This is a genomic window from Achromobacter sp. JD417, assembly GCF_041879325.1.
GTDB lineage: Bacteria > Pseudomonadota > Gammaproteobacteria > Burkholderiales > Burkholderiaceae_B > Achromobacter > Achromobacter mucicolens.
The window spans coordinates 6074938-6097203 of sequence record NZ_CP087159.1 but is presented as its reverse complement, the minus strand read 5'-3'; the positions used below and the strand labels follow the sequence as shown (position 1 = coordinate 6097203).

Below are 22266 nucleotides of genomic sequence, written 5' to 3'. Positions count from 1 at the left end.
TTGTTTTCAAGCGCGGCATTCAGGGGCACTCAGGGTTTGTCGGTCCATTTCACATGGCTGGAAATCTCGCGGAAGCGGTCGGTTTCGGCGCGGTACATCGCTTCTGCTTCTTCGGCGCCCATGGGTGCCGATACGGCGATGTTCTGGAATTCCAGGCCGCGCTTCACGGCCGGGTCCTGCATGGCATCGTTCAAGGCTGCGTGCAGGCGCAGGACGACCTCTTCAGGCGTGTCGCGCTTGACGAAATAGCCGGTCCATGTGGAGAAGTTGAAGCCCTTCAATTGCTGTCCTTCGTTGACTGAAGGCACCCTGGCCAGGGACGGGAGTTGGCTGCGCTGCGGGTCCAGCGTGGCCAGCAGCTTGATACGGCCCTGTTCGGCCAAGGCCGTCTGCTGCTGCGACAACGGCAGGATGGCCAGGTCAACCTGGCCGCCGCCGATATCCTGCATCAGCGGCGCGCCGCCCTTGTAGGGCACGTGGACCATGGTGGCGCCCAGGGTGAGGGCCAAGTGTTCGCCCAGCACATGGTAGAGGGAGCCGACGCCGACGCTGCCGAAGGTCAGCGGCTGGGACGCCGAGCGCGAGCGCGCCAGTGCGGCCAGCTCGTCGGCGCTGTTGGCGGGCAAGTCGCTGCGCGCCACGATCACCAGCGGCGCCATGCCGATCATCTGCACCAGCCGGAAGTCCTCACTCTTGAGCTTGACGGCGGGGTTGGCGATGGGCGCCAGGATCAGTTCGTTGGGAGACCCCTGGAACAGGTAGTAGCCGTCCGACTTGGCGGCCAGTACTTTCTGCGCGCCCAGCGCACCACTGACGCCGCCCAGGTTCTCGACCAGCACGGGCTGCCCCAGCGTCTTCGATACCGGGGGCGCCACCAGGCGGGCAATGGCATCGGAAGCGCCGCCGGCGGGGTAGGGCACCATCATCATGACGGGGCGGTTGGGATAGTCGGCGGCCTGGGCGCCCGGCGCCCACAGCATCGCCGCTCCCAGCGCCAGGGTGTAGGCCGCAACGCGCAGCCGGTCTGAAAGCATGCTCACAAGTTTCCCCTTTTGGTGTGGTTGTGATGCGCATGCTAGGGACAGGCCTTGCTAGTTGTCTAACGAATTATTATTCTGAAAGCTAGAAAAAAAACTCATAGTTGAGTATGAATCTCAAGCAGCTGGAACACTTGCTGGCCGTGGCCGAAGCGGGCTCATTCAGCCGCGCGGCCGAGCGTCTGCATTTGACGCAATCGGCGCTGAGCCGCAGCGTACGCCTGCTGGAGGAAGATCTGGGCGCATTGCTGCTGGACCGCATGGGAAAGCGCACGGAGTTGACGCCCCTGGGCCAGACCGTGGCCGGCCGCGCGCGGCGCATTCTGTTCGAGTCTGCCGAACTGCGCCGCAGCGCGGAATTGTTGACTCTTGGGGACCAGGGCACGCTCGTCATCGGCCTGGGTTCGGGGCCCGCCGCGATGTTGATGACGCCGTTGCTGACGCACGTCGCTCAGCGCCACCCGCAATTGCACCTGGAAATCATGCGCGGATCGCTCGAGGCGCATCTGGAACTGTTGCGCGAGCGGCGCCTGGACGCGCTGGTGGTCGATACGCGGGGCATCGTGCCTGCGGCAGACCTGCGCATTGAATCGGTCTCGCAGATGCGTGCCGGCTTCATCTGCCGCTGTGGGCATCCGTTGGCCAGCCAGACACAGGCGCCGCGTTTCGCCGAGATCGTGGCTTACCCCTTGGCATCCACCTTTTTGGCGGCTGACACCGAGCGCATCCTGGTCGAGCACTTCGGCCTCGAGCCGGATCCGCGCACGTCGCTGCGCCTGCGTTGTGACGAAATTGGCAGCCTGCTTGAAGCGGTGCGTCTATCCGACGCGATATTCCTGGGGATCGTGGGCGCAGCCCAGGCCGGCATCGCAGCCGGCGAACTGATGGAACTGCCCACGGATCCCCCGCTGCTCAGCCATGCCCTGTTCGCGTTGGTGACCTTGACGGGCCGGACCGAAGCCCCCGCGATGGGGCTGCTGCGCGCATTCATGGCGCAGCGGCTGCACGACTGACCGGTTGTCCGCGCCGAAGCGCTGCGTCATCTTTCAGAGCTTCGGCGCAGCAGCTTACCCAGGTACTGGCCGGTGTGGCTGGCCTTCGTTGCCGCCACGGTTTCCGGCGTGCCCTGCGCTACGACACGGCCGCCGCCATCACCGCCCTCGGGACCCATGTCGACCAGCCAGTCCGCCGTCTTGATGACGTCCAGGTTGTGCTCGATGATGAGCACCGTGTTGCCGGCGTCCACCAGCTGGTTGAGCACCTGAAGCAGCAATTCAATGTCGCGAAAGTGCAGGCCCGTCGTCGGTTCATCCAGGATGTACAGCGTGCGCCCGGTGCTGCGGCGCGACAGCTCTTGTGAAAGCTTCACGCGCTGCGCCTCGCCGCCGGACAGCGTGGTCGCGCTTTGCCCCAGGCGGATGTACGACAGGCCCACGTCGATCAGCGTATGCAGCTTGCGCGAGATGGCGGGAACCGATTCGAAGTATTCGAGCGCCTGCTCGACGGTCAGATCCAGCACCTCGCTGATGTTGCGGCCGCGGTAGCGGATTTCGAGCGTCTCGCGGTTGTAGCGCTTGCCGTGGCAGACGTCGCAGGGCACATACATGTCCGGCAGGAAGTGCATCTCGACCTTGACCACGCCGTCGCCCTGGCACGCTTCGCACCGTCCGCCCTTCACGTTGAAGCTGAAGCGGCCCGGATCGTAGCCGCGGGTGCGCGCTTCCGGCACGCCCGCGAAAAGCTCGCGGATGGGCGTGAACAAGCCCGTGTAGGTGGCCGGGTTGCTGCGCGGGGTGCGCCCGATGGGGCTTTGATCGACGCTGATGATCTTGTCGAAGTTCTCCAGCCCCTGCATCGACACGTAGGGGGCGGGCTCGCTCTGCGCGTGGTGCAACTGGCGCGATACGGCCACGGCCAGCGTGTCGTTGATGAGCGTGGACTTGCCCGAACCGGAAACGCCCGTCACGCACACGAGACGGCCGGCGGGTACGTGCAGGTCTACGTTCTTGAGGTTGTTGCCGGTGGCGCCAGTGAGCGTCAGCCACGGCAATTCGTCGTCGACGGGACGGCGCGTCGGAATGGCGATGGCGCGCGCGCCGCTCAGGTACTGGCCCGTCAGCGAATTCGGATCGCGCTGCACGGTCTCGGGGTCGCCCTGGGCGACGACCTCGCCGCCGTGTTCGCCGGCGCCGGGGCCCATGTCCACCACCCAGTCGGCCATGCGGATCATGTCCTCGTCGTGCTCGACGACGATGACGCTGTTGCCGAGATCGCGCAGGTGCTGCAGCGTGCCGATCAGGCGGTCGTTGTCGCGCTGGTGCAGGCCGATGGAGGGCTCGTCCAGCACGTACATCACACCCGTCAAGCCCGAACCGATCTGGCTGGCCAGACGAATGCGCTGCGCTTCGCCGCCGGAGATCGTATCCGCGCTGCGGTCCAGCGACAGATAGTTCAGGCCCACGTTGTTCAGGAAGCTGAGCCGCGCCTCGATCTCGCGCACGATGCGCTGCGCGATCTCCTGCTTGGCGCCGGTCAGGTTCAGATTGCGGAACCAGTCCAGGCAGCTGGACAGCGGCATGGACTCGACTTCATAGATGGCCTGGCCGTGGCGCTCGCCGCCGCGCGGGTCGTGCCCGATGAGCACGTTGCGCGCTTCGGGGCGCAGCCGCGAGCCCGCGCAGTCGGGGCAGGTCTTGATGTTGCGGTACTTGCCCAGTTCCTCGCGCACCGTCGCCGAGTCCGTTTCGCGCCACCGGCGCTCCAGGTTCGGGATGACGCCTTCGAACGTATGGCGCTTGACGGTGCTGCGGCCTTTTTCGTTCAGGTACAGGAACGAGATCTCTTCTTCGCCGGACCCGTACAGGACCTTGTCGCGCAGCGCCTCGGGCAGCTCCTCGAAGGGCGCCTCGATGTCGAATTCGTAATGGGCGGCCAGGCTGGTCAGCAGCGAGTGCGTGAACGCATTGCGGCGGTCCCAGCCGCGGATCGCGCCGGCGGCCAGGCTCAGTTCCGGAAAGGCGACGACCCGCTTCGGATCGAAGAAGCCCACCTGCCCGATGCCGTCGCAGCTGGGGCAGGCGCCCATCGGATTGTTGAAACTGAACAGGCGTGGCTCCAGCTCGGGCAGGCTGTGGCTGCACACCGGGCAGGCGTAGCGGCTGGAGAAGACCTGCTCGCGCTCGTTGTCCATGTCCAGCGCCAGGGCGCGGCCTTCGGCAAGCTGCAGGGCGGTTTCGAAGCTCTCGGCCAGGCGCTGCTTGCTCTCGGGCCGGATGCGCAGGCGGTCGATGACGACGTCGATGTCGTGCTTCTCGGTTTTTTTCAGCGGCGCCATGCCGTCGATTTCCATCATCTGGCCGTCGACGCGCAGGCGCACATAGCCCTGCGCCTGCAGGCTGGCGCATTCGTCCTCGAAGCTGCCCTTCTTGCCGCGCGCGATGGGGGCCAGCACGGCCAGCCGCGTCTCGGGCGTCCAGCCCAGCACCGCGTCGACCATCTGGCTGACGCTCTGGGCCTGCAGCGGCAGGCCGTGATCGGGGCAGTAGGGCGTGCCCACCCGCGCGTAGAGCAGGCGCAGGTAGTCGTGGATCTCGGTGATGGTGCCGACCGTGGAGCGGGGATTGTGTCCCGCGGCCTTCTGCTCGATCGAGATGGCCGGCGACAGCCCCTCGATGAGATCCACGTCAGGCTTGTCCATCAGTTGCAGGAACTGGCGGGCGTAGGCGGAAAGACTTTCCACATAGCGCCGTTGGCCCTCCGCGTACAGCGTGTCGAACGCCAGCGAGGATTTGCCGGACCCGGACAGACCTGTGACCACCACCAGCTTGTGGCGCGGCAGGTCCAGCGAGACGTTCTTGAGATTGTGGGTGCGGGCACCCCGGATGCGTATGCTCACGTCTGTATGGGTAACGTCCAGTTGCGTCGAAGACGCCTTTGATCCCGCGCACCCTTTGGGCGCATTTAAGCGGTTTCAAAGGCCAACTTGGTACTATAGCGCGCCGAATCCCCTCGCGTTCAAGGTCCTCCATCTGGTGGGACGGAACCGGGGCCGGCGCCGCACCGCCAGAATCAGACCGTGAGCGTATGACGTCAGATGCATGCGCGCCGCCCTAGTCATCGTTGAAATTTCCGCATGCCGGCAGACACCAAACTGAAATTGACCCCTTCCGAGCGCCGCGCCAGCGTGGCCTTGGCCGGCCTGTTTGCCGCGCGGATGCTGGGACTGTTCCTGTTGCTGCCAGTCTTTGCAGTGGCCGCAAGCGGCATGCCGGGCGGCGACGATCCCGCCCGCGTCGGCCTCGCCCTGGGCATGTACGGGCTGACCCAGGCTTTCATGCAGATTCCCTTTGGCCTCGCGTCCGACCGGTGGGGGCGCCGCCCCGTGGTGCTTTTCGGCCTGTTGTTGTTCGTCATCGGCAGCGTCGTCTGTGCGCAGGCGACCGATGTGTTCTGGATCACGATCGGCCGCGCCATTCAGGGGGCAGGGGCCATTTCCGCGGCCATCACCGCCTGGTTGGCCGACGCCACCCGCGACGAGGTGCGCACGCGCGCCATGGCGATGGTGGGCGGATCGATCGGTCTGTCGTTCGCCGTATCGCTGGTGCTTTCGCCCGTGCTGGTAGGCTGGTGGGGGCTGTCGGGATTGTTCTGGACGATCGCCTGCCTGGGCGTCGTCTGCCTGGCCGTGGCGCGCTGGGTGGTGCCGGTGGTGCCTCGCACGCAGGCCCGCACCATGCAGGCGGCCAGGCCGCGCGAGGTCCTGACCCATCGTGACCTGCTCCGGCTGAATTTCGGCGTGTTCGTGCTGCATCTGATCCAGGTGTCGCTCTTTGTCGTGGTGCCGGCGCTGCTGGCCAAGGTCGGCGGGCTGGACGCGCGCGACCTCTGGAAGGTCTACCTGCCGGTCATCCTGGTGTCTTTCGTTCTGATGGTGCCGGTGGTGTTCGTGGCGGAAAAGCGGCGCGCGCACCGCGGCGCGCTGCGGGCGTCGGTGGCCGGGCTGGTGCTGGTGTGCGCGCTGCTGCCGGCCGCCAGTCACGGCTTCTACACGCTGGCCATCGCCCTGACCGGCTTTTTCGTCGCCTTCAACGTGCTGGAGGCTTTGCAGCCCTCGCTCGTGTCGCGCGTGGCGCCGGCGGCCTACAAGGGGCTGGCGCTGGGCTTTTACAACACGGCGCAGGCGGCGGGGCTGTTTGCGGGCGGGGCCCTGGGCGGATGGCTGGCCGCGCATTCGGGCGCCAGCGCGGTATTCGTGGCCGCGGCGGTGTTGTCGGCGATCTGGCTGGCGGTCACCTGGGCGCTGCGGCCTCTAGCGTGATCGCTGGGACTTTCCCGCAGCGTGAGGAAAGTCGCCGATCTGGTCGCAAACGGCGTCCAACAGCGCCGAAATGGTTTGCCAACGGTGATCGATTTGTCACCGAACCCGTTTGGCGCGGCGAGCGCTTTCGTCGATAATACGCATCAACACAGGCTTCACCTGAGCAATCGCCGGTCATCGCTTCGCTGACCGGCGACTTTCATGAAGCCGGTCTTCAACATCGCTTTTTTATGTTGTTGCCGGCGCGCTCGCGGCAACGCGAATCGCAGGCTGTCAACAACAGAGGGACATCGGCATGGCATCGGTTAACAAAGTCATACTCGTGGGCAATCTGGGTCGCGACCCGGAAGTCCGCTACAGCCCCGACGGGGCGGCAATCTGCAACATGTCGATCGCCACGACCTCGTCCTGGAAGGACAAGGCCAGCGGCGAAAAGCGCGAAGAAACCGAATGGCACCGCGTCGTCATGTACAACCGCCTGGCTGAAATCGCCGGCGAATACCTGAAGAAGGGCCGCTCGGTCTACATCGAAGGCCGCCTCAAGACGCGCAAGTGGCAAGATAAGGACACCGGCGCCGACCGGTACAGCACCGAAATCGTCGCTGACCAGATGCAAATGCTGGGCGGCCGCGAAGACGGCGGCGGCGGTGGCGGCAGCTACGGCGGCGGTGGCGGCTACGATGACGCCCCGCGCCAGCAACGCGCCGCCCCGGCGCAGCGCCCCGCGCCCCAGCAGCGCCCGGCGGCTCCCGCAGCGGCCCCGGCCAGCAGCGGCGCCAATCTGGCGGACATGGACGACGATATTCCCTTTTGATCACCAGCAATGCTTCGAAAGCCCACCGTCTTGGTGGGCTTTTTGTTGCGCGCTTCAATAGCGCCCTGCAAGCCTCCATCCATTCTGCTTGGCTGAGGCAGGTTTGGACGCGTGTTCTCAATGAAAATGTGCGCCAGAACAGGATAAGATCCGATCCGTCACAATTTTTTGCATCGGGGCCGCTCTGGCCTTGTTCGTCGAAATGGTGCGTTCCATCCTTGGGGCGGCAAGCCCTAAAGTCGCGCTCAACACCCAAGTGAGCGTTAATACCGCAGCGCGTTCCCGCCTGAGCCCTCTTGCGCTGCAGGCGCGCTTGCGTAAAAAACGCTCATCCGCCTATGTCGAGGCAATGACCCGGCTTGATGCCGGCGGCCACGTGCACGGCAAGGCCGCCACCGAGGCACTCATGGAGGCGATCCGCGCGGAATTTCCGGATGTGCAGATCGACGCCTGGCCGCTGGGGATCATCGCCAAGTGTTTCTTGGGTGCGCCGTACGAGGTGCATACCTTGGACGCCACCGGAAGCATCATCCAGCATTTCAAGCGTGGCGAATCGTTGCCGCAAGGCATGGAGCGCGCGCGGTCGCTGGCTTGTAGCGGCCACTACACCTTTATAGAGGTCTATACCGACAAGTTGATCGCCGTGGGCGGCAATGGTCAGACCGCCATCATCGACAACTGAGCATCAAGACATATGGCAGAGCGCATTATCCAGACCGCGGACCTGAGCAACATCCTCGGGTCGCTGCGAAATTTGCAGGGCGATATTGGCACGGTGTCGGACCAGGTGGGTTCGGTGGGCCGCGAACTGAATCAGACCCGGGAAGAGCTGTCTCGACTCGAGCAGGCGTTCGCCGATTTCGTGGCGTCCGACCTCAAGGCCAAGGAGCTTGCGCTGGCCGAGACGCGCCAAGTGAAAGTGCGCCAGGAATTGGACACCACCTATGAGTATTACGGGGTCGTGCGGCGCCAAGCAACCGGCATTCTTCAGGCCTCCGATATCCAGCTTGTGCGCACGGAAACGCTGCGCAGCGCCACCGAAGAACTCATGATTTCCGCGCCGCGCTACTGGCTGGCTCCGGCGCTGGTGGCCCTGTCCGCCTGGCTGGGCGATAACCGTGCCCTCGCGGAACGCGCGCTTGCCGAAGCCATACGCCGTGACGACGAAAAGACATCACTGTTTTTTGCGCTGATCGCCCGCCGGGCCGGTCGCAACGAGCTCAATCGCACGTGGCTGGACCGCTATTTCGGCCTGCAAAATCCGTTCAAGCTCGATCGTCAGACGGTGATCATGGTGGACGCGCTCGCCAACGGCGTGTTCGGCGCCGATGTTGCCCTGCATTGCAGCAAGCGCATCACCGATTGGATTGACGAGCTGTCGGCCCAGGCTGGCTTCGTGGAAGCGCAGCGCACGCAATGGGGACGCGCGTTGTTGTCGAAGGCGCCGAATGACGATCACGGCAACCGCTATTCACACCTCAAGCGCATGAGCCCCACCTGGCCCGAGCTGAACCAGGCAATCAATGGTGTAGCCATGCATGCGGCTGTGCTGGCGCATTTTGAAGGCGTCTTCCAGGGCGAAATCCGGCCCGCCGCCAGCGTGCTCGTGGCAGTTGATGATCTGCTGAGCAAGCTGGTCACGCGCTTCGATGACGAAGAGTTGCCCCTGCGCCGCCAGGAAGAGCTGTGCCGCCTGATTATCGAGGAAGGCGGCGACCGCCGCGCGGCGCAGAATCGCTTTGACCTGCAGAGCGCCGCGTTGGACGAAGAGGTCGATTTCACTCAGCTTCTGACCAACGCCGCCATGCACCCGGAGGTGTCCCACGTGACGCGCGCTACCCAACGCTTTGCCGTGGCTCACTCGCGAGACTGGATTCTGGACGGCCATGCGGATGTAACCGCCAAGGCGCGCATGGCGGTACCGGCGGACGTCCACCTTGAGATCGAAGGCTGGCAAGGCGTCACGCAGGATGGCGCGAACGAGGCCGATCTGCTGCGCAGTCTGGAAGATGAAATTGCCGCACGCCAAGCCCGGGATTTGGCGGTCATTAAGTTCAGCGCCAAACACTGGTTGGGCGTGGCGCTTAGCGCGGCGCTCATTTTGGGGGCCGTCAGCGCGGGTATTGTGCCTCTGCTGCTGGGCGGCGCCGGCCTCCTGTGGGCTTACCTCTCTCACCGGCAGATGGAGGCCAAACGGGCGCAGGTGAAAGCACATTACGCCAAATTGCGTCAACAGGCTGGCGATGCGCTACGCGCCTGCTTGGCCGAGGTCGTTGAGCTGCGACGCGATATTGCGATCCGGGACGACGTTTCGGCTCGCGTGACCCAACTGCTGGAGGGCATCAGCCCAGAACAGCATGTACTCTCCTCCCATGATTCGGTACGCCGCGTCATGCTCAAGGCATAAGGAATGATGATGATCCGCCAGATTTCTCCCGGCCCCACGCTCGAGCCCGACGCCGTACCTGCCGCTGAACCGGTTAACGCGCCTGCCACGGGCCCGGCGACGGCCGCCGCGCCTGCCGATACGCGCGACGCGCTGGCCGGCGCGCTGCCCGCGTGGGATCTCCTGCCTGCCACGCCCTTCATTCGCCGCGTCAAGTGAGCGCCGCGTCCGCGCTTATCGAAACACCGCGCAGCTATGCGCAATGGTCCGCCTGCCTGGACCGCCTGGCCGAGGGCCTCGAGGATGAGGCGTGCCTGGAGGCCATGCGTGCAGGAGAGCTCAATGCCAGCGGCGCGGTGATTACCCTGTTCTCTCAGCGTCTGGCCGGCGAGTTCAACGCTCGCTTGACGCGTTGCTCAGAACACCTGACTCGCGATCTGCGTATCGGCGGCGACGAAAACCTGGTCGTGCGCGCCATTCTGAACGCGCGCACGTGCCTGACCTTCCTGCATCGCGTGGCGCAGGTCGAGATATTTCCCGACACGCTTCGCAGCCACCTCACCGACGAAGTGCGCAAGTTTGCGCAGCGCGCGCAGCAGTCGTTGGAGGACAGCGCCAAAGGAGACCGAAGTGGACGCCTATTGGTGCTGCTGCGCAACAATCCGCTGCCCCGCTACGAGCCTGCCACACCGGACCCATCCGCCGAGGTGCCCGCCGCAAAGACGGTCATGGCCTCCGCGCAAGCGCCTCTCACGCAAGCCGGCGTGCGCCGGCGCAACATCATTCTCTGACATCGACCCATGAGCGACACGACCGAGTTCAAAGCCACGCTGACGCGCTATCTCAAGGCCCGCATCCCCTTCATTTCTATCCGAAGCGCCGAGCGCAGCCGGGTGCTTGAGCTCCTGCGAGAGGTGGTGGCGCCACTCAATGCGCCCGTGTACGTGCACACCCTGTCGCAAGGAACACGCGAGCTGACTACGGGTCGCAGCGTGAATGAGGACCGTTCGGTCACCGGCGCCGTGGACTTTGCCAGCCAGCAGTTCGCGCAGCGTCAGAACCTGTCGTGCGTGCTGACTGAAATCTCGGACATCGAAGACGACACCGCGTCCGCGCGGCACCTGCTCGACGTCGTGATGCTGGCCGCCGAGCATAGCGGCGTGGTTGTCGTCATCACAACAAAGCCCGTGTGGGGGCAATTGCAGCGTGCCGGCATGGCTCTGACGCTGTCCGCGCCCAGCGAGGACGAGATGTACGCCATCATTCATGACACGCTTGAGGCTTATCGCGGCCACTTCGAGATCGAGTGGGATAGCGATGACGAGCGCCGGGCGGCCGCTATCCTCGCGGGTATTTCGCGCATCGAGGCCGAAAACATTATCGCCACGCTGTTGGCGAACGGCCGCATTGCGAAGAGCGACATGGTCGAACTCATGCATGCGAAGGATCGAATTTTTGCGGACATCAGCGGCATCGAGCGGGTGACGGTCCGGGGCACTGAATTGAGCGTAGGCGGGCTCGGCGGACTCAAAGCATGGCTCGACAAGGAGCGCCCGCTCCTCACTGCCGATTTGCGCGAGCGTGGCATCCGGCCGCCGCGCGGGGTATTGCTGGTGGGGGTGCCAGGTTGCGGCAAATCGCTCTCTGCCAAGGCTATCGCCGCCAGCTGGAGCCTGCCACTGTATCGATTGGACCTGTCCACCATTCACGGTCAATACCTCGGACAAAGCGAGTCGCGCTTGAAGGATGCACTTGCAACGGCTGACCATGTGTCGCCCTGCATTCTTTGGATCGACGAAATCGAGAAGGGGCTGGCAGGAGCGCAAGGTTCCGGCGACGGTGGCACATCGACGCGTCTGGTCGGCCAGTTTCTCTATTGGCTTCAGGAGGCGCGCGCGCGCGTTTTCGTGGTCGCCACCGCCAACGACGTCTCCAAGCTGCCGCCAGAGCTGTTGCGCCGGGGCCGGTTTGACGAGCTGTTTTTCGTGGATCTGCCCACCCCTCAGGAGCGGCTCGAAATCATCGACATCTACGTCAAGCGCGGCTTGAAGGCCGCGCAGCCGCAGGCCTTGATGGAAGAGCTGGTGGAACTGTCCGACGGCTTTGCGGGCTCCGACCTGGAAGCCGCCGTGCGCGAGGTCGTGAAGGAGGCCTATCTGAACGGTGATGCCGCCGCCACGCCCGATCTGTTTCGAGATAGCTTCCGCAACGTGGTGCCGCTGTCGAAGACCGCGCCGGAGCAGATCGAGAGCATTCGCGCGTGGGGCCGCGAACGCGCTGTGCCGGCGTCTGGACAACCCATCGGCACGGCCATCGCGCCCACTCGGCCACGCCGGCAAGTGTTGGGCTGATCGCGACGAAAGGAGCGCCTTGGGGCGCTGGGGTCAAGAAAAGCAGGATGGCAATTGGGGAAGGAACGCCCCCCAATGTTAGCCGCAGCCTGTCTGCTCAGTGTGTATCTCGTCATGCCTTCGGATGAAGGAGCAAAGGCCGCTTCCTATTTTGAAGGATTGAATGGATCTTCATTGCAGCTTGTGCAGACGGGATCGCGACGCTGATTGCATTCGGGGCGGCCAGATTTTTTAATCTGGGCAGGTTCTTGCCTGCCCGGTTGGTCGAATATGCACGCATATTTCGCCAGAATGCCAGTGTGTACAAGACGAAATGGCTTGAATTGTTATTCTGTGCGGTGATATCGGTTGCCGCTAGCGCGTTGGTTGCGCTTAGTATCGTCCTCATCGCAAAGATTTTTCCCTTTGGCCCGGACCCGTTGGTCGCGGCAGTGGCTGGCGTGTTTGGTAATTTGTTTTCCGCAATACCCATCACTCCTGGTGGACTGGGTGTGGGCGAGGTCGCGTTCGCGGAAGTGGTCGAGGAATTGTCCGGGATGGTTGGTCCATTTGCGACCATCTATCTGACGTTTCGCCTGGGCATGTTCCTGGTAAACATCCCGGGCGGCCTGCTGGCCCGGTTGTCGCAGCATCGGGATCTGCTGCCGGTGAAATGACAGCATTCGCACGCATTCCTGCGCTTTTCAATTTGGCAATAGGCGTGGGTACCCCAAGATGCGCCTCCATAGAAGGCGCTTTTTTTATTTAGCGGTTTGAAAATCTCCCGAATAAATGAAATTGGTCTGTAACAACTGAATCGCTCATGAATTGCGCAAGCCCTTTCAAGAGTTTTTTGGCAATTATCGCAAAGGTTCGTTGGTATTGGTAACAATATGAAAATCGGAGTTTGACTCCACCCGTTGATTTAAGCGCACCCCGGTTTTTCATCCGTTTGAAACGTGCGCTGCCGCTTGCCCCGGACGTGACTCTCTGATAGCCTCTTCGGCGGTCAACCGATTGTTCTGAAAAAATGGTCCGTTACTGGCCTAAAATGCTGCGAAAAAGGAACATCGATAGTGGGCGACAATAACTTGATGAACGCCGCGGCCCCGGATAACGGCGCTGAAGCGCCGGCGACGCCGCTTGGCGATTATCAACGGGATATTTTTTGGCGGCGTTTATTCTGTAACTGGAAAGCACTGGCAATCGCTGCGGTGTTTGGAGTCGCCTGCGGCATTGCGGCTTATTTTGTCGTGCCGAAGAAATGGCCGACGATTCTTATCGTCCGCGTCGGTGATGTCAGAGCAGGGCACGAGCTAAAACCCGAATTGCTTGAACAGGTCTCGCTGACCTCGGAGTGGATAAAAAGCCACGAATTCGTTGACGCGGTGGTGTCGTCGGCAAATGCTGCGTCGCCCGGCCAGGCTGGCGGCGCATCGCGCGACGCTAAACTCTTTCGTGAGTCGCTGACTGTAAGGCCGATTCCCGGCACCCAACTGCTTAGAGTGGATTACCTGGGATATTCGCACCACCAGCTGCAGGCCTATGTCAACGCAATTGAAAAGCAGGTACGCGCGTCTCACGACAAGGTGATGGACGCGCGCCTGGAAGCGCTGATTGACTTACGTAATAAATATGATGGCGAGGTCGCGGCGGAGGGAAGAAAATTTGAGAGCTTGGGCCGCAAGTACAACTACGTTGTGCGGGGCGATCCTGATGTGTCGCTCTGGCTTGCTCCGCAATTAAGAGCCGAAATTTCCCAGAGCGAACTGATGATCGGAATATTGCGCCGATCCATAGACGAGTTGGATGATCGCATTGCTTTGGCGGGACACTATTCGGCGGATGTCGCCCAAGCCGAAATTCTTGTGCAGCCGGTAGCTCCAAGACTGAGAAATCTGCTGCCTCCCGCGATGTTGCTGGGGATTTTGTGCGGCTTCATCTTTTTGGTTATTCGAGGCAAGACGCGTTTTGTTCTTTTGAAGTAGCAATTGACGTCTTGACGCGGCGCCCGCGGCATCCTTGACGGCTTGTGGGCTCGTAGCAGCGAAGATTGCCTGGAAGGGCTTCGAATGTCAGCCCTAGAGCGTCCTTTATGTTACGGAAACTTCCTTTGGTCTATCCGTGAAATTAATCCGACATTCCGTTTACAACCTGCTCGGCCTGGGGCTTCCGCTACTCACCGCAGTATTCAGCATTCCGGTTCTCATCCGCGAGTTGGGGGATGCCCGATTTGGGCTGTTGACGCTGATCTGGGCAATCGTCAGCTACTTGAGCCTGTTTGACTTGGGACTCGGCCGTGCGTTGACGCAGCATCTTGCGGTGATGCTCGAAGGCAAGGAGCGGCGGCGCGTGGGCGCCCTGGTGGTTACCGCTATCGCAGTGATTGCGCTTTTCAGCATCGTTGCGGGCGCATTGATGGCTGCGGTGGGCCCCTGGGGGCTGGGATTCATCAGCGCCGTGCCGGACCAGGCGGAAGTGCTCAATGCCATCTGGATCATGGCGCTGGCCATGCCCGCTGTCGTGTTGACTGCGGGCTTTCGAGGGATTCTGGAGGCCAGGCACGCATTCGCGGTCATCAATCTGATCAGGCTGCCGATGGGCCTGTTGACCTTTTTGGGGCCTCTGGCCGTGGTGCTTTATGGCCCGCCCCGGCTGGACGTGATAACGATGGTTCTGGCCGGTGGGCGCGTGGTGACGTGCGCCTTGCATGCGTGGTACGCGAAGCGCTACCTGCCGGACGATGTGGGGCCCTTCAAGTTCGACAAGTCACTGATTCGGCCGCTATGCAGTTCAGGGGGTTGGATGACAATCAGCAATATCGTCAGCCCCGTCATGAGTTACGCTGATCGATTCATTGTGGGCGCTGTCATCTCGTCGGCCGCCGTTGCTTATTATGTTACGCCGCAAGAGTTGATCACCAAATTGTCGATCCTGCCTGGCGCCTTGACGGCCGTGTTATTCCCGGCTTTGGCGGCGCAGATTGCCCGGCAGGACAAAGCGGTAATGCCGTTGATAAACAAGGCAGTGGGCTGGATTTTCCTGACCCTGTTGCCCATTACGGTGGCCATCGCGATTTTTGCGAAAGAGCTTTTGACGTTGTGGGTGGGTGAATCCTTTGCGTCGCAAAGCTATGTGCTGCTGCAGATATTCTCGGCTGGCATGTTTATTACCTGTATTGCTCAAATACCCTTCACCGTCATTCAAGGGGCCGGAAAATCGCATTTGACTGCCATATTTCATCTGATCGAGGTGCCGCTATTTCTGGGAGCGTTGCTTCTTCTCGCGCGGAATTATGGCCTGACAGGGGCCGCCATCGCGTGGTTTCTCCGTGTCGCGGTTGACGCCATTTTGATGTTCTGGGGCGTCAAGCTTGTGCTGAACCGTTCGATGTTCACCAGTGCGAAACTCCGGCTCCTTTCGGTTTCAGGCCTGGCAGTAGTGGGATTCGTGGGAGCGCTCGTGCCAAGTCCATCCGTCCGTGCCGCCTGGCTGGTTGCGGTTGTCGCATTGGTGCTGTTGATTGCTATGCGCGGCAGCGCGCGTTTCGGCCGTGGGAGCAGGGCATGACTCAGGATATGGCGTTGCCTTACCGTTTCGACACGCGGCTTGCGTTGTTTGTCATCCTGCTTCCGTTCTTTCTGTTGTTCGTCGGCGATATACAGGTGCCCGTTGGCGTAAGCACGATGACTGTGCCGATGGGATTATTCATTGTCCTGCCGCTGCTGCTCACGGCAATTGCGCTTCCCCGGATTGTGATTCCCGCGCCCGCCATATTGCTGGCGGGAGCGGTAGTTTTTGGGGCGGTTGGCGTGGCGATGACACCCGAGGGCGCACATATGCGGGCGGCCGCCGGCGCCTTGCCGATGATCTATGCAATTTGCACGTTGATTTTTTACGCGCAGTTTCACCAGTTCATCAAGCAGGATTGGATCGTGCGCATGATGCTGGCCGGCGGCGTCGTGCTGGCACTTACCGTCATCGTGCTGTTCTACATCGCTGCGTATAGTCCGGGCGATTATTACGCGCGTAAGTTGTTTATCGCGACGCCGCTTGGCAGATCGAATTATCTTGCCGCCTTTCTCGTATTTTTGTTTGCACTTGCTTCGGCTAGAATGCGCGTGCTGCGGTGGCTTTTTGCGATCGCCATTTTGTGCACGATGTCCCGCGGCGGTGCCATCATATTGGCGTTGTACCTCGTTGCGCTACTGATGGACAGGAAGCGGCTGCTGTGGCTCGTGTGGGTCGTGCCAGTGGTCGGATTCGCGTTGGCGATTCTATTTTTTTCGATTGATGGTCAAAACCAGCTTCGTGACTATGGTGGGCCGTTTGCCAGCGAACTGAGCTCCGCGGTAAATCGCATGTTGCTGTGGGCGTTCAGCTTCGACCTTTGGCTTCAGCACCCTTGGTTTGGCATTGGCCCCAATACATTCCGGACGTTCATCGAGGCCAACCCGGGCATCGAGGACGTCTGGGGGACGCATAACTCCATCCTCCAGCTGCTTCTGAATTACGGACTATTCGGGGCCGTATTGTATGGATGGTACTTGCGGCTAATCTATAGGCACCTGGTCCGGGCAGAGCAGACGTCGCCGTGGTTCCGCTATCTGCGCGTGGTTTTTGTTGTACTGCTGGTGTTTTCCCTGTTCGAGCCCCTGGTGGGTTCGGCAGCATTCGAAGTGTTGCTTGTATTCATGTTGATTCTGGCACTGACACACGCCCTCCCCGCCGGCTCGGGAAGACTGATGATAATTGCGATAAGTTATTCAGAAAATGGAAATATTGCTATCCGTTGTGATTCCCACGCACAATCGCTCCAAGTATGCGATTCATGCGGTTCGCTCCATACTGGCCATCGGGGATCGCAGCCTGGAACTGGTTGTCAGTGACACCAGTACAGACGGACTGCTCGAAGAGTTGGTTCGCCAGGGTGATAATCCGCCCTGCGATGACCCCCGGTTCAAATATTTGCGGCCCGCAGAAAAGCTGGATATGACCGGGAATCACAATAATGTGATCGGCGCCGCCTCCGGAGAGTTTGTCTGCCTGATCGGCGACGACGACACCATCACGGAAGACGCGTTGCTGGCGGCGCGGTGGGCCAAGGAAAATCAGATCGACGTTATCGCGCCGAAGGTCATGTCGAATTATGTGTGGCCGGATTTCAGGTCCAAGATTTTTGGCGCGGGGCACGCCGGCAGGTTGTATCTGCCGAGCCGGATCGGACCCGTGGTTGTTCGCGAGTCATCCGACAGCCTGTCCGCAGCCTTGTTGAATGCCGCCCAGGGAACGGATGGCCTTCCAAAGATCTACCACGGGATCGTGCGGCGCAGCCTGCTCGAAAAAATGAAAGCGCTGTCTGGCGCCTTTTTCCATGGATCCAGCCCCGATGTGTCCGGCGCGATCGGCTTGGCGCTGTGCGGTGGCCGGTTCGTGGAGATCGACTATCCCCTGACCATTCCTGGTGCATCGGGCGGTAGCAATACGGGCCGCAGCGCCATGAATCAGCACAAGGGAAAGCTGGGAGTCGAATCGCAAACCAAGGCGTTCGTAAGCGCCGGTTGGACGGAAGGGGTGCCGCGCTTTTTTTCCGTTGAAACCGTCTGGGCGCATGCGGCGCTGGAGACCATTGCAAAAATATCCCCGGCCGAGGTGTCGCGATTCAATTTCGCTCGGTTGATCGCCGTGTGCCAGACGTTGCACGGCGAGTACGCTTCTGAGATTGAGCAGGCGATTCCGCTGGCCGCGGGTATCGTCGGCATGCCGCGCTCTGATTTCCTTAAGAAAGTGGCATTCGAGAAAAGGCGTTATCGCCGCCAGCGGCTCGTCAGGCTACTGCGCCGGGCATTGCGTCCCACGGTTGCCGGCGGGCGGGAATATACCGGTGCCATCGATACGGTGGCTCAGACGCCGGCGGTGCTCAAGGCGCACATGGCGGGCCGTCATTGGAGCTGGGACAAGGCGGTCAAGCGCTGACGCACCGGACGCTGCCAGTGGCGGCGGCTACTTTTTTCCGGGCGCCGGCGTCGGTGGGGCGCCGGCCGGGAGAAAGGCCTGCACCAGAAAATCAATGAAGGCGCGCGCGCGGGCCGTCTGATTGCGGCGCTGCGGATAGTAGACGAACAGGTCGGCCGACGGCAGCGCGAAATCGGGCAACACCACCCGCAGCCGGCCGCTTTCCAGGTATTTGGCCAGATCCCATTCCGACCGGATCAAGATGCCGTGGCCGTCCAGGGCCCAGCCCAGAACGATGTCACCGTCGTTGCTGGAAAGCCCGCCTTCGACCTTCACCACTTCCACCCCGCCTTGATGCGTGAAGCGCCAGACGCCGTGCGCTTCGTCGTTTTGCCGGTGAAGAATGCATTGGTGATGAGCGAGGTCGGCAAGGGTGGCGGGCGTGCCGTGCGCCTTCAGGTAGTGAGGCGAGGCGCAAAGAAAGCGGCGATTGGTCATGATGCGCCGCGCGGCAAGACGCTTGTCGGGGAGTTCGCCGAAGCGGATGGCCAGGTCGAAGCCGCCTTCCACCAGGTCCATGGGACGGTCGGTCACCTCCAGTTCGACCTGGACCGGCGGATAGCGCCTTGCAAAGTCCGAGACCAGCGGCGCGATGGTCGTGCGGCCGAAACCCAGCGTGGCATTGACCCGGATAAGGCCGCGCGGTTGCGCGCTGCTGCTCGACACCACGTCCTCCATTTCCCGCAGGTCGGCAAGGATCCGAGCCGCGTAGGTCAGATAGGTTTCGCCTTCATTGGTCAGACTGATGCTGCGCGTTGTGCGGTTGACCAGCCGCACGCCGAGGCGCTTTTCCATCAGCGCGAGCCGCTTGGTGGCCGCGGGAGGCGTCAGGTCCAGCTGCCGCGCCGCCGCGGACAGGCTGCCCAGCCGCGCGATCAGCACAAAGAATTGCAGCTCTGAGGCAAGGTCCGCTTTCACTGGAAGTTAATAATCAAATGAACTTGGGTGAATTCTAGGGCAGGGATGCGCCACTAATCTATCGATTCACGATGCGCCCCAACTGGAGACAAGCCATGAGAATCGTCGATATCCGCGAGCAGACCCTGCCCATCAGTTCACCTATCCGCAACGCCTACATCGATTTCAGCAAGATGACGCTGAGCCTGGTCGCGGTGATCACCGACGTGATCCGCGACGGCAAGCCGGTGGTCGGTTACGGGTTCAACTCCAACGGCCGCTATGGCCAGGGCAAGCTGATGCGCGAGCGCTTCATCCCGCGCGTGCTGGAGGCGGACCCGGATTCGCTCGCGGATGCCACGGGGCGCAACCTGGACCCGCACAAGGTCTGGGATGCGATGTTCAGGAACGAGAAGCCCGGCGGCCACGGCGAGCGATCGGTCGCGATCGGCACCATCGACATGGCCGTGTGGGATGCAGTCGCAAAGATTGAAGGCAAGCCGCTATTTCAGTTGCTGGCCGAACGCTATGGCAATGGCCAGCCCGACCGTCGGGTGTTCGTGTATGCGGCAGGCGGGTACTACCATCCGGGACAGGACCACGCCAAGCTCAAGGATGAGATGCGCAGCTATCTGGACCGCGGCTATACGGTCGTGAAAAAGAAGATCGGCGGTGCATCGCTGGACGAAGACCTGCGCCGGATCGACTCGGTGCTCAGCGTGCTGCAGGACGGCCAGAAGCTGGCTGTCGACGCGAACGGGCGGTTCGATCTGGACACGGCGATTGCATACGCCAAGGCGCTGTCCCAGTACGATCTCTTCTGGTACGAGGAGGCCGGCGACCCGCTGGACTTCGAGCTTCAGGCGACGCTGCGCAACTACTACGACAAGCCCATGGCGACGGGCGAAAACCTCTTTTCGATGCAGGATGCCCGCAACCTGATCCGCTACGGCGGCATGCGCGCGGACCGCGACTATCTGCAGTTCGATTGCGCGCTCAGTTACGGGCTGGTGGAGTATCTGCGCACATTGGCGATGCTTCGTCAGCACGGCTGGTCTGCCAGCCGGTGCGTGCCGCATGGCGGGCACCAGATGTCGTTGAACATCGCGGCGGGCCTGGGGCTTGGCGGCAATGAAAGTTATCCGGATCTGTTCCAGCCGTTCGGCGGGTTTCCAGATGGCGTGAAGGTGGAAGCTGGCCATGTGACGATGCCCGATCTGCCTGGCATCGGCTTTGAGGGCAAGTCGGATCTGTATGCCGTCATGCGCGCACTGTCGGCGTGACGCAGGGTGGGGCGGCTCCGTTGGCTGAGTCGCCGGGCGGCCCGGCGGCAGCGTTGCGTGCCGCCGGGTCCCTACAAGCTGTGTTGCCAATTCGCCCCAAGAAATAAATTGTTTCACTTAAACCGCTTGCGCTGTCTATCTAGTAGTAGGTAAGATTCATCCATCGACGCAGCGCACCCAACAAAACCGCCCGGCGCCGAACCCAGAAATACAGTAGGTCCGCTTTTTTATTTCGCTCGACATCTACCTACAAGTAGATAGCTAACTGAAACGCACACTTTAACTTATCTCGGAGATTGACCATGAAGACCCTCGTATCCGCCCTGATTCTTTCCGCTTCGTTCATCGGTGCCGCTCAAGCCGGCGAACTGGACTACCCGCCTGCCCTGGACACGCACAGCACGGTGACCCGCGCTCAAGTCCAGCAAGAACTGGCCGCTGCCCGTGCCAACGGCGAGCTGGCGTTTGGTGAAGAAGGCTACGCCGCCGCCCCGATCGCTTTCGCCGGTGACAAGCCCCGCGCCCAAGTGAAGCAAGAACTGGCTGCCGCCCGCGCCCAAGGCCTGACCGACAGCGGCGAACTGGACTACCCGCCCGTTCAAGGCTGATTTTTTTCGACCGCTTATCTATCTATAACTAGATAGCTGTAACCCAACTTCGACGCAGCAACTCACATTGACTGGAGCATTCTCATGAAGACCCTCGTATCCGCCCTGATCCTGTCCGCTTCCTTCATCGGCGCCGCCCAAGCCGGCGAACTGGACTACCCGCCCGAACTGAACACCCAAAGCACCGTGACCCGGGCTCAAGTGCAGCAAGAACTGGCCGCCGCCCGTGCCAACGGCGAACTGGTGTTCGGCGAAGAAGGCTACGCCGCCGCCCCGATCGCTTTTGCCGGTGACAAGACCCGCGCCCAAGTGAAGCAGGAACTGGCTGCCGCCCGGGCTCAAGGCCTGACCGAAAGCGGCGAACTGGACTACCCGCCCGTTCAAGGCTGATTTTTTCCGACCGCTTACCTATCTACAACTAGATAGCAATAACCAACTTCGATATAGCAACTCACACTGACTGGAGCATTCTCATGAAGACCCTCGTATCCGCCCTGATCCTGTCCGCCTCCTTCATCGGCGCCGCCCAAGCTGGCGAACTGGACTACCCGCCTGCCTTGAACACGCAAAGTACGGTGACGCGCGCTCAGGTGCAGCAAGAACTGGCCGCCGCACGCGCCAACGGTGAACTGGTGTCGGGCGAAGAAGGCTACGCCGCCACTGCGTATGCCCACGCCGGCGACAAGACCCGTGCCCAAGTGAAGCAGGAACTGGCCGCCGCCCGCGCCCAAGGCCTGACCGACGGCGGCGAACTGGACTACCCGCCCGTGCAAGGCTGAAGCAGATGGCAATCGAAGCGGACCCCGGGAACGGGATCATTCCCGGCCGGGGTTCGCTGGCACTGTCGGCGGCTTGAGCGGCCCTCTCGGCAATACCGATCAGGGACCGTCCCAATGACGAGCCGACCTATTAGTAGGTAATATGCAGCCATGGATACCCCGACTTCCAACACCACTCGCGAATTGCTTCTGGCGCATGCCGAGAAGCTGATCCGCATGCGCGGATGCAATGGCTTCAGCTACCGCGACCTGGCTGAGCATGTGGGCGTGAAGACGTCCAGCATCCACTACTACTTTCCGGGCAAGGACGACCTGCTTTACGAAGCCGTCGAAGCCTACAGCACGCGCGCACTTGGCGCGGTGCGTGGAATCGATACCACGCTGCCGGCGCAGGCGCAGCTTGAGAAATACCTCTCGATGATGGAATCGGCCGCTTGCGGTTCCGGTGAACTCTGTCTGGGCGGCATGCTGGCCGCCGACGTGATGAGCCTGTCCGAGCGGGTCCGCGGCGCGTTGCAGGGATTTTTCCGCGCGCACGAAGCGTGGTTGGCCCGCGTGCTGGCCGAAGGCGCGGCGCAGGGCACGCTGAAGTTTTCCGGAACGCCCGAAGCCGCGGGGCGCGCCGTGTTCGCGACGATCCAGGGCTGCCTGCTGGTGTCGCGACTGTTTCAGCAGCCGCCGGCGCTGTGCGAAGCAATCAGCGCGCTTTACGTCGAATGCGAAGGCAAGACGACGGGACACGCAGCCTGAACGTTGTGCTTCGGCACCCGCCTTTCACGGATTCACGGCCGCCTTGCGCT

The 22266-nt window shown here is 62.1% G+C and carries 21 protein-coding genes; 18 read left to right on the top strand and 3 right to left on the bottom strand.

Annotated features, from left to right (window positions below):
• Positions 1–29: 29 nt before the first annotated feature.
• Positions 30–1034 carry a tripartite tricarboxylate transporter substrate binding protein gene (locus LN047_RS28035; protein WP_108696292.1) on the bottom strand — a complete coding sequence of 335 codons (1005 nt, stop codon included), beginning with the start codon at positions 1032–1034 and terminating at the stop codon, positions 30–32.
• Positions 1035–1147: 113 nt separating this feature from the next.
• On the opposite strand from LN047_RS28035, the gene LN047_RS28030 reads away from it, so the two are divergent.
• Positions 1148–2050 (top strand): LysR family transcriptional regulator, encoded by a 903-nt coding sequence (locus LN047_RS28030; RefSeq protein WP_312538292.1) that lies wholly within the window; start codon positions 1148–1150, stop codon positions 2048–2050.
• 26 nt (positions 2051–2076) lie between these two features.
• On the opposite strand, the gene uvrA is transcribed toward LN047_RS28030, so the two are convergent.
• Entirely contained in the window at positions 2077–4932 is a 2856-nt protein-coding gene (uvrA, locus tag LN047_RS28025; RefSeq protein WP_373980813.1) for an excinuclease ABC subunit UvrA, read from the bottom strand.
• A 237-nt stretch (positions 4933–5169) separates the two neighbouring features.
• On the opposite strand from uvrA, the gene LN047_RS28020 reads away from it, so the two are divergent.
• The 12 genes from LN047_RS28020 to LN047_RS27965 all read left to right on the top strand — a co-directional run bounded on the left by LN047_RS28020 (position 5170) and on the right by LN047_RS27965 (position 17860).
• Positions 5170–6354, top strand: a complete 1185-nt coding sequence (locus LN047_RS28020) for an MFS transporter (protein ID WP_373980812.1) — start codon at positions 5170–5172, stop codon at positions 6352–6354.
• Between the two features lie 295 nt (positions 6355–6649).
• Positions 6650–7168, top strand: a complete 519-nt coding sequence (gene ssb, locus LN047_RS28015; protein WP_062838810.1) for a single-stranded DNA-binding protein — start codon at positions 6650–6652, stop codon at positions 7166–7168.
• A 190-nt stretch (positions 7169–7358) separates the two neighbouring features.
• Entirely contained in the window at positions 7359–7850 is a 492-nt protein-coding gene (locus tag LN047_RS28010; RefSeq protein WP_373980811.1) for a hypothetical protein, read from the top strand.
• 12 nt (positions 7851–7862) lie between these two features.
• Positions 7863–9575 (top strand): hypothetical protein, encoded by a 1713-nt coding sequence (locus tag LN047_RS28005; RefSeq protein WP_373980810.1) that lies wholly within the window; start codon positions 7863–7865, stop codon positions 9573–9575.
• Between the two features lie 3 nt (positions 9576–9578).
• Positions 9579–9773, top strand: a complete 195-nt coding sequence (locus LN047_RS28000) for a hypothetical protein (protein WP_373980809.1) — start codon at positions 9579–9581, stop codon at positions 9771–9773.
• Complete coding sequence (locus LN047_RS27995) at positions 9770–10345, top strand: hypothetical protein (RefSeq protein ID WP_373980808.1); 576 nt, start codon at positions 9770–9772, stop codon at positions 10343–10345. The genes LN047_RS28000 and LN047_RS27995 overlap by 4 nt, the downstream gene beginning before the upstream one ends.
• A gap of 9 nt (positions 10346–10354) precedes the next feature.
• Positions 10355–11905, top strand: a complete 1551-nt coding sequence (locus LN047_RS27990) for an AAA family ATPase (protein ID WP_179690674.1) — start codon at positions 10355–10357, stop codon at positions 11903–11905.
• A 158-nt stretch (positions 11906–12063) separates the two neighbouring features.
• A complete protein-coding gene (locus LN047_RS27985) occupies positions 12064–12561 on the top strand; it encodes a lysylphosphatidylglycerol synthase domain-containing protein (protein ID WP_373982192.1) in 498 nt (165 codons plus the stop codon).
• Positions 12562–12960: 399 nt separating this feature from the next.
• Positions 12961–13872, top strand: coding sequence for a hypothetical protein (locus LN047_RS27980; RefSeq protein ID WP_373980807.1), 912 nt, complete (start codon positions 12961–12963; stop codon positions 13870–13872).
• A gap of 136 nt (positions 13873–14008) precedes the next feature.
• Entirely contained in the window at positions 14009–15454 is a 1446-nt protein-coding gene (locus LN047_RS27975) for a flippase (protein WP_373980806.1), read from the top strand.
• Positions 15451–16773: an O-antigen ligase family protein gene (locus tag LN047_RS27970; protein WP_373980805.1), complete on the top strand. Its 1323-nt coding sequence runs from the start codon at positions 15451–15453 to the stop codon at positions 16771–16773. The genes LN047_RS27975 and LN047_RS27970 overlap by 4 nt, the downstream gene beginning before the upstream one ends.
• Positions 16679–17860: a glycosyltransferase family 2 protein gene (locus LN047_RS27965; protein ID WP_373980804.1), complete on the top strand. Its 1182-nt coding sequence runs from the start codon at positions 16679–16681 to the stop codon at positions 17858–17860. The genes LN047_RS27970 and LN047_RS27965 overlap by 95 nt, the downstream gene beginning before the upstream one ends.
• Positions 17861–17887: 27 nt before the next feature.
• On the opposite strand, the gene LN047_RS27960 is transcribed toward LN047_RS27965, so the two are convergent.
• Positions 17888–18817 (bottom strand): LysR family transcriptional regulator, encoded by a 930-nt coding sequence (locus LN047_RS27960; RefSeq protein ID WP_373980803.1) that lies wholly within the window; start codon positions 18815–18817, stop codon positions 17888–17890.
• A 95-nt stretch (positions 18818–18912) separates the two neighbouring features.
• Here LN047_RS27960 and LN047_RS27955 point away from each other — a divergent pair, with 95 nt between their 5' ends.
• The 5 genes from LN047_RS27955 (at position 18913) to LN047_RS27935 (ending at position 22216) form a co-directional block, all read left to right on the top strand.
• Positions 18913–20079, top strand: a complete 1167-nt coding sequence (locus tag LN047_RS27955; RefSeq protein WP_056327112.1) for a mandelate racemase/muconate lactonizing enzyme family protein — start codon at positions 18913–18915, stop codon at positions 20077–20079.
• A 302-nt stretch (positions 20080–20381) separates the two neighbouring features.
• Positions 20382–20687, top strand: coding sequence for a DUF4148 domain-containing protein (locus tag LN047_RS27950; protein ID WP_373980802.1), 306 nt, complete (start codon positions 20382–20384; stop codon positions 20685–20687).
• A gap of 84 nt (positions 20688–20771) precedes the next feature.
• Positions 20772–21077: a DUF4148 domain-containing protein gene (locus LN047_RS27945; protein ID WP_152382986.1), complete on the top strand. Its 306-nt coding sequence runs from the start codon at positions 20772–20774 to the stop codon at positions 21075–21077.
• An 83-nt stretch (positions 21078–21160) separates the two neighbouring features.
• Positions 21161–21466 (top strand): DUF4148 domain-containing protein, encoded by a 306-nt coding sequence (locus LN047_RS27940; protein WP_056327117.1) that lies wholly within the window; start codon positions 21161–21163, stop codon positions 21464–21466.
• Positions 21467–21616: 150 nt separating this feature from the next.
• Positions 21617–22216 (top strand): TetR/AcrR family transcriptional regulator, encoded by a 600-nt coding sequence (locus tag LN047_RS27935; RefSeq protein WP_108696301.1) that lies wholly within the window; start codon positions 21617–21619, stop codon positions 22214–22216.
• Positions 22217–22266 lie beyond the last annotated feature (50 nt).

Coding starts and splice junctions, on each gene's coding strand:
- LN047_RS28000 (WP_373980809.1), top strand. CDS start 9,579: ATGATGATGATCCGCCAGATTTCTCCCGGCCCCACGCTCGAGCCCGAC.
- ssb (WP_062838810.1), top strand. CDS start 6,650: ATGGCATCGGTTAACAAAGTCATACTCGTGGGCAATCTGGGTCGCGAC.
- LN047_RS27940 (WP_056327117.1), top strand. CDS start 21,161: ATGAAGACCCTCGTATCCGCCCTGATCCTGTCCGCCTCCTTCATCGGC.
- LN047_RS28020 (WP_373980812.1), top strand. CDS start 5,170: ATGCCGGCAGACACCAAACTGAAATTGACCCCTTCCGAGCGCCGCGCC.
- LN047_RS28035 (WP_108696292.1), bottom strand. CDS start 1,034: ATGCTTTCAGACCGGCTGCGCGTTGCGGCCTACACCCTGGCGCTGGGA.
- LN047_RS27955 (WP_056327112.1), top strand. CDS start 18,913: ATGAGAATCGTCGATATCCGCGAGCAGACCCTGCCCATCAGTTCACCT.
- LN047_RS27990 (WP_179690674.1), top strand. CDS start 10,355: ATGAGCGACACGACCGAGTTCAAAGCCACGCTGACGCGCTATCTCAAG.
- LN047_RS27935 (WP_108696301.1), top strand. CDS start 21,617: ATGGATACCCCGACTTCCAACACCACTCGCGAATTGCTTCTGGCGCAT.
- LN047_RS27970 (WP_373980805.1), top strand. CDS start 15,451: ATGACTCAGGATATGGCGTTGCCTTACCGTTTCGACACGCGGCTTGCG.
- LN047_RS28005 (WP_373980810.1), top strand. CDS start 7,863: ATGGCAGAGCGCATTATCCAGACCGCGGACCTGAGCAACATCCTCGGG.
- LN047_RS27945 (WP_152382986.1), top strand. CDS start 20,772: ATGAAGACCCTCGTATCCGCCCTGATCCTGTCCGCTTCCTTCATCGGC.
- LN047_RS27950 (WP_373980802.1), top strand. CDS start 20,382: ATGAAGACCCTCGTATCCGCCCTGATTCTTTCCGCTTCGTTCATCGGT.
- LN047_RS28030 (WP_312538292.1), top strand. CDS start 1,148: ATGAATCTCAAGCAGCTGGAACACTTGCTGGCCGTGGCCGAAGCGGGC.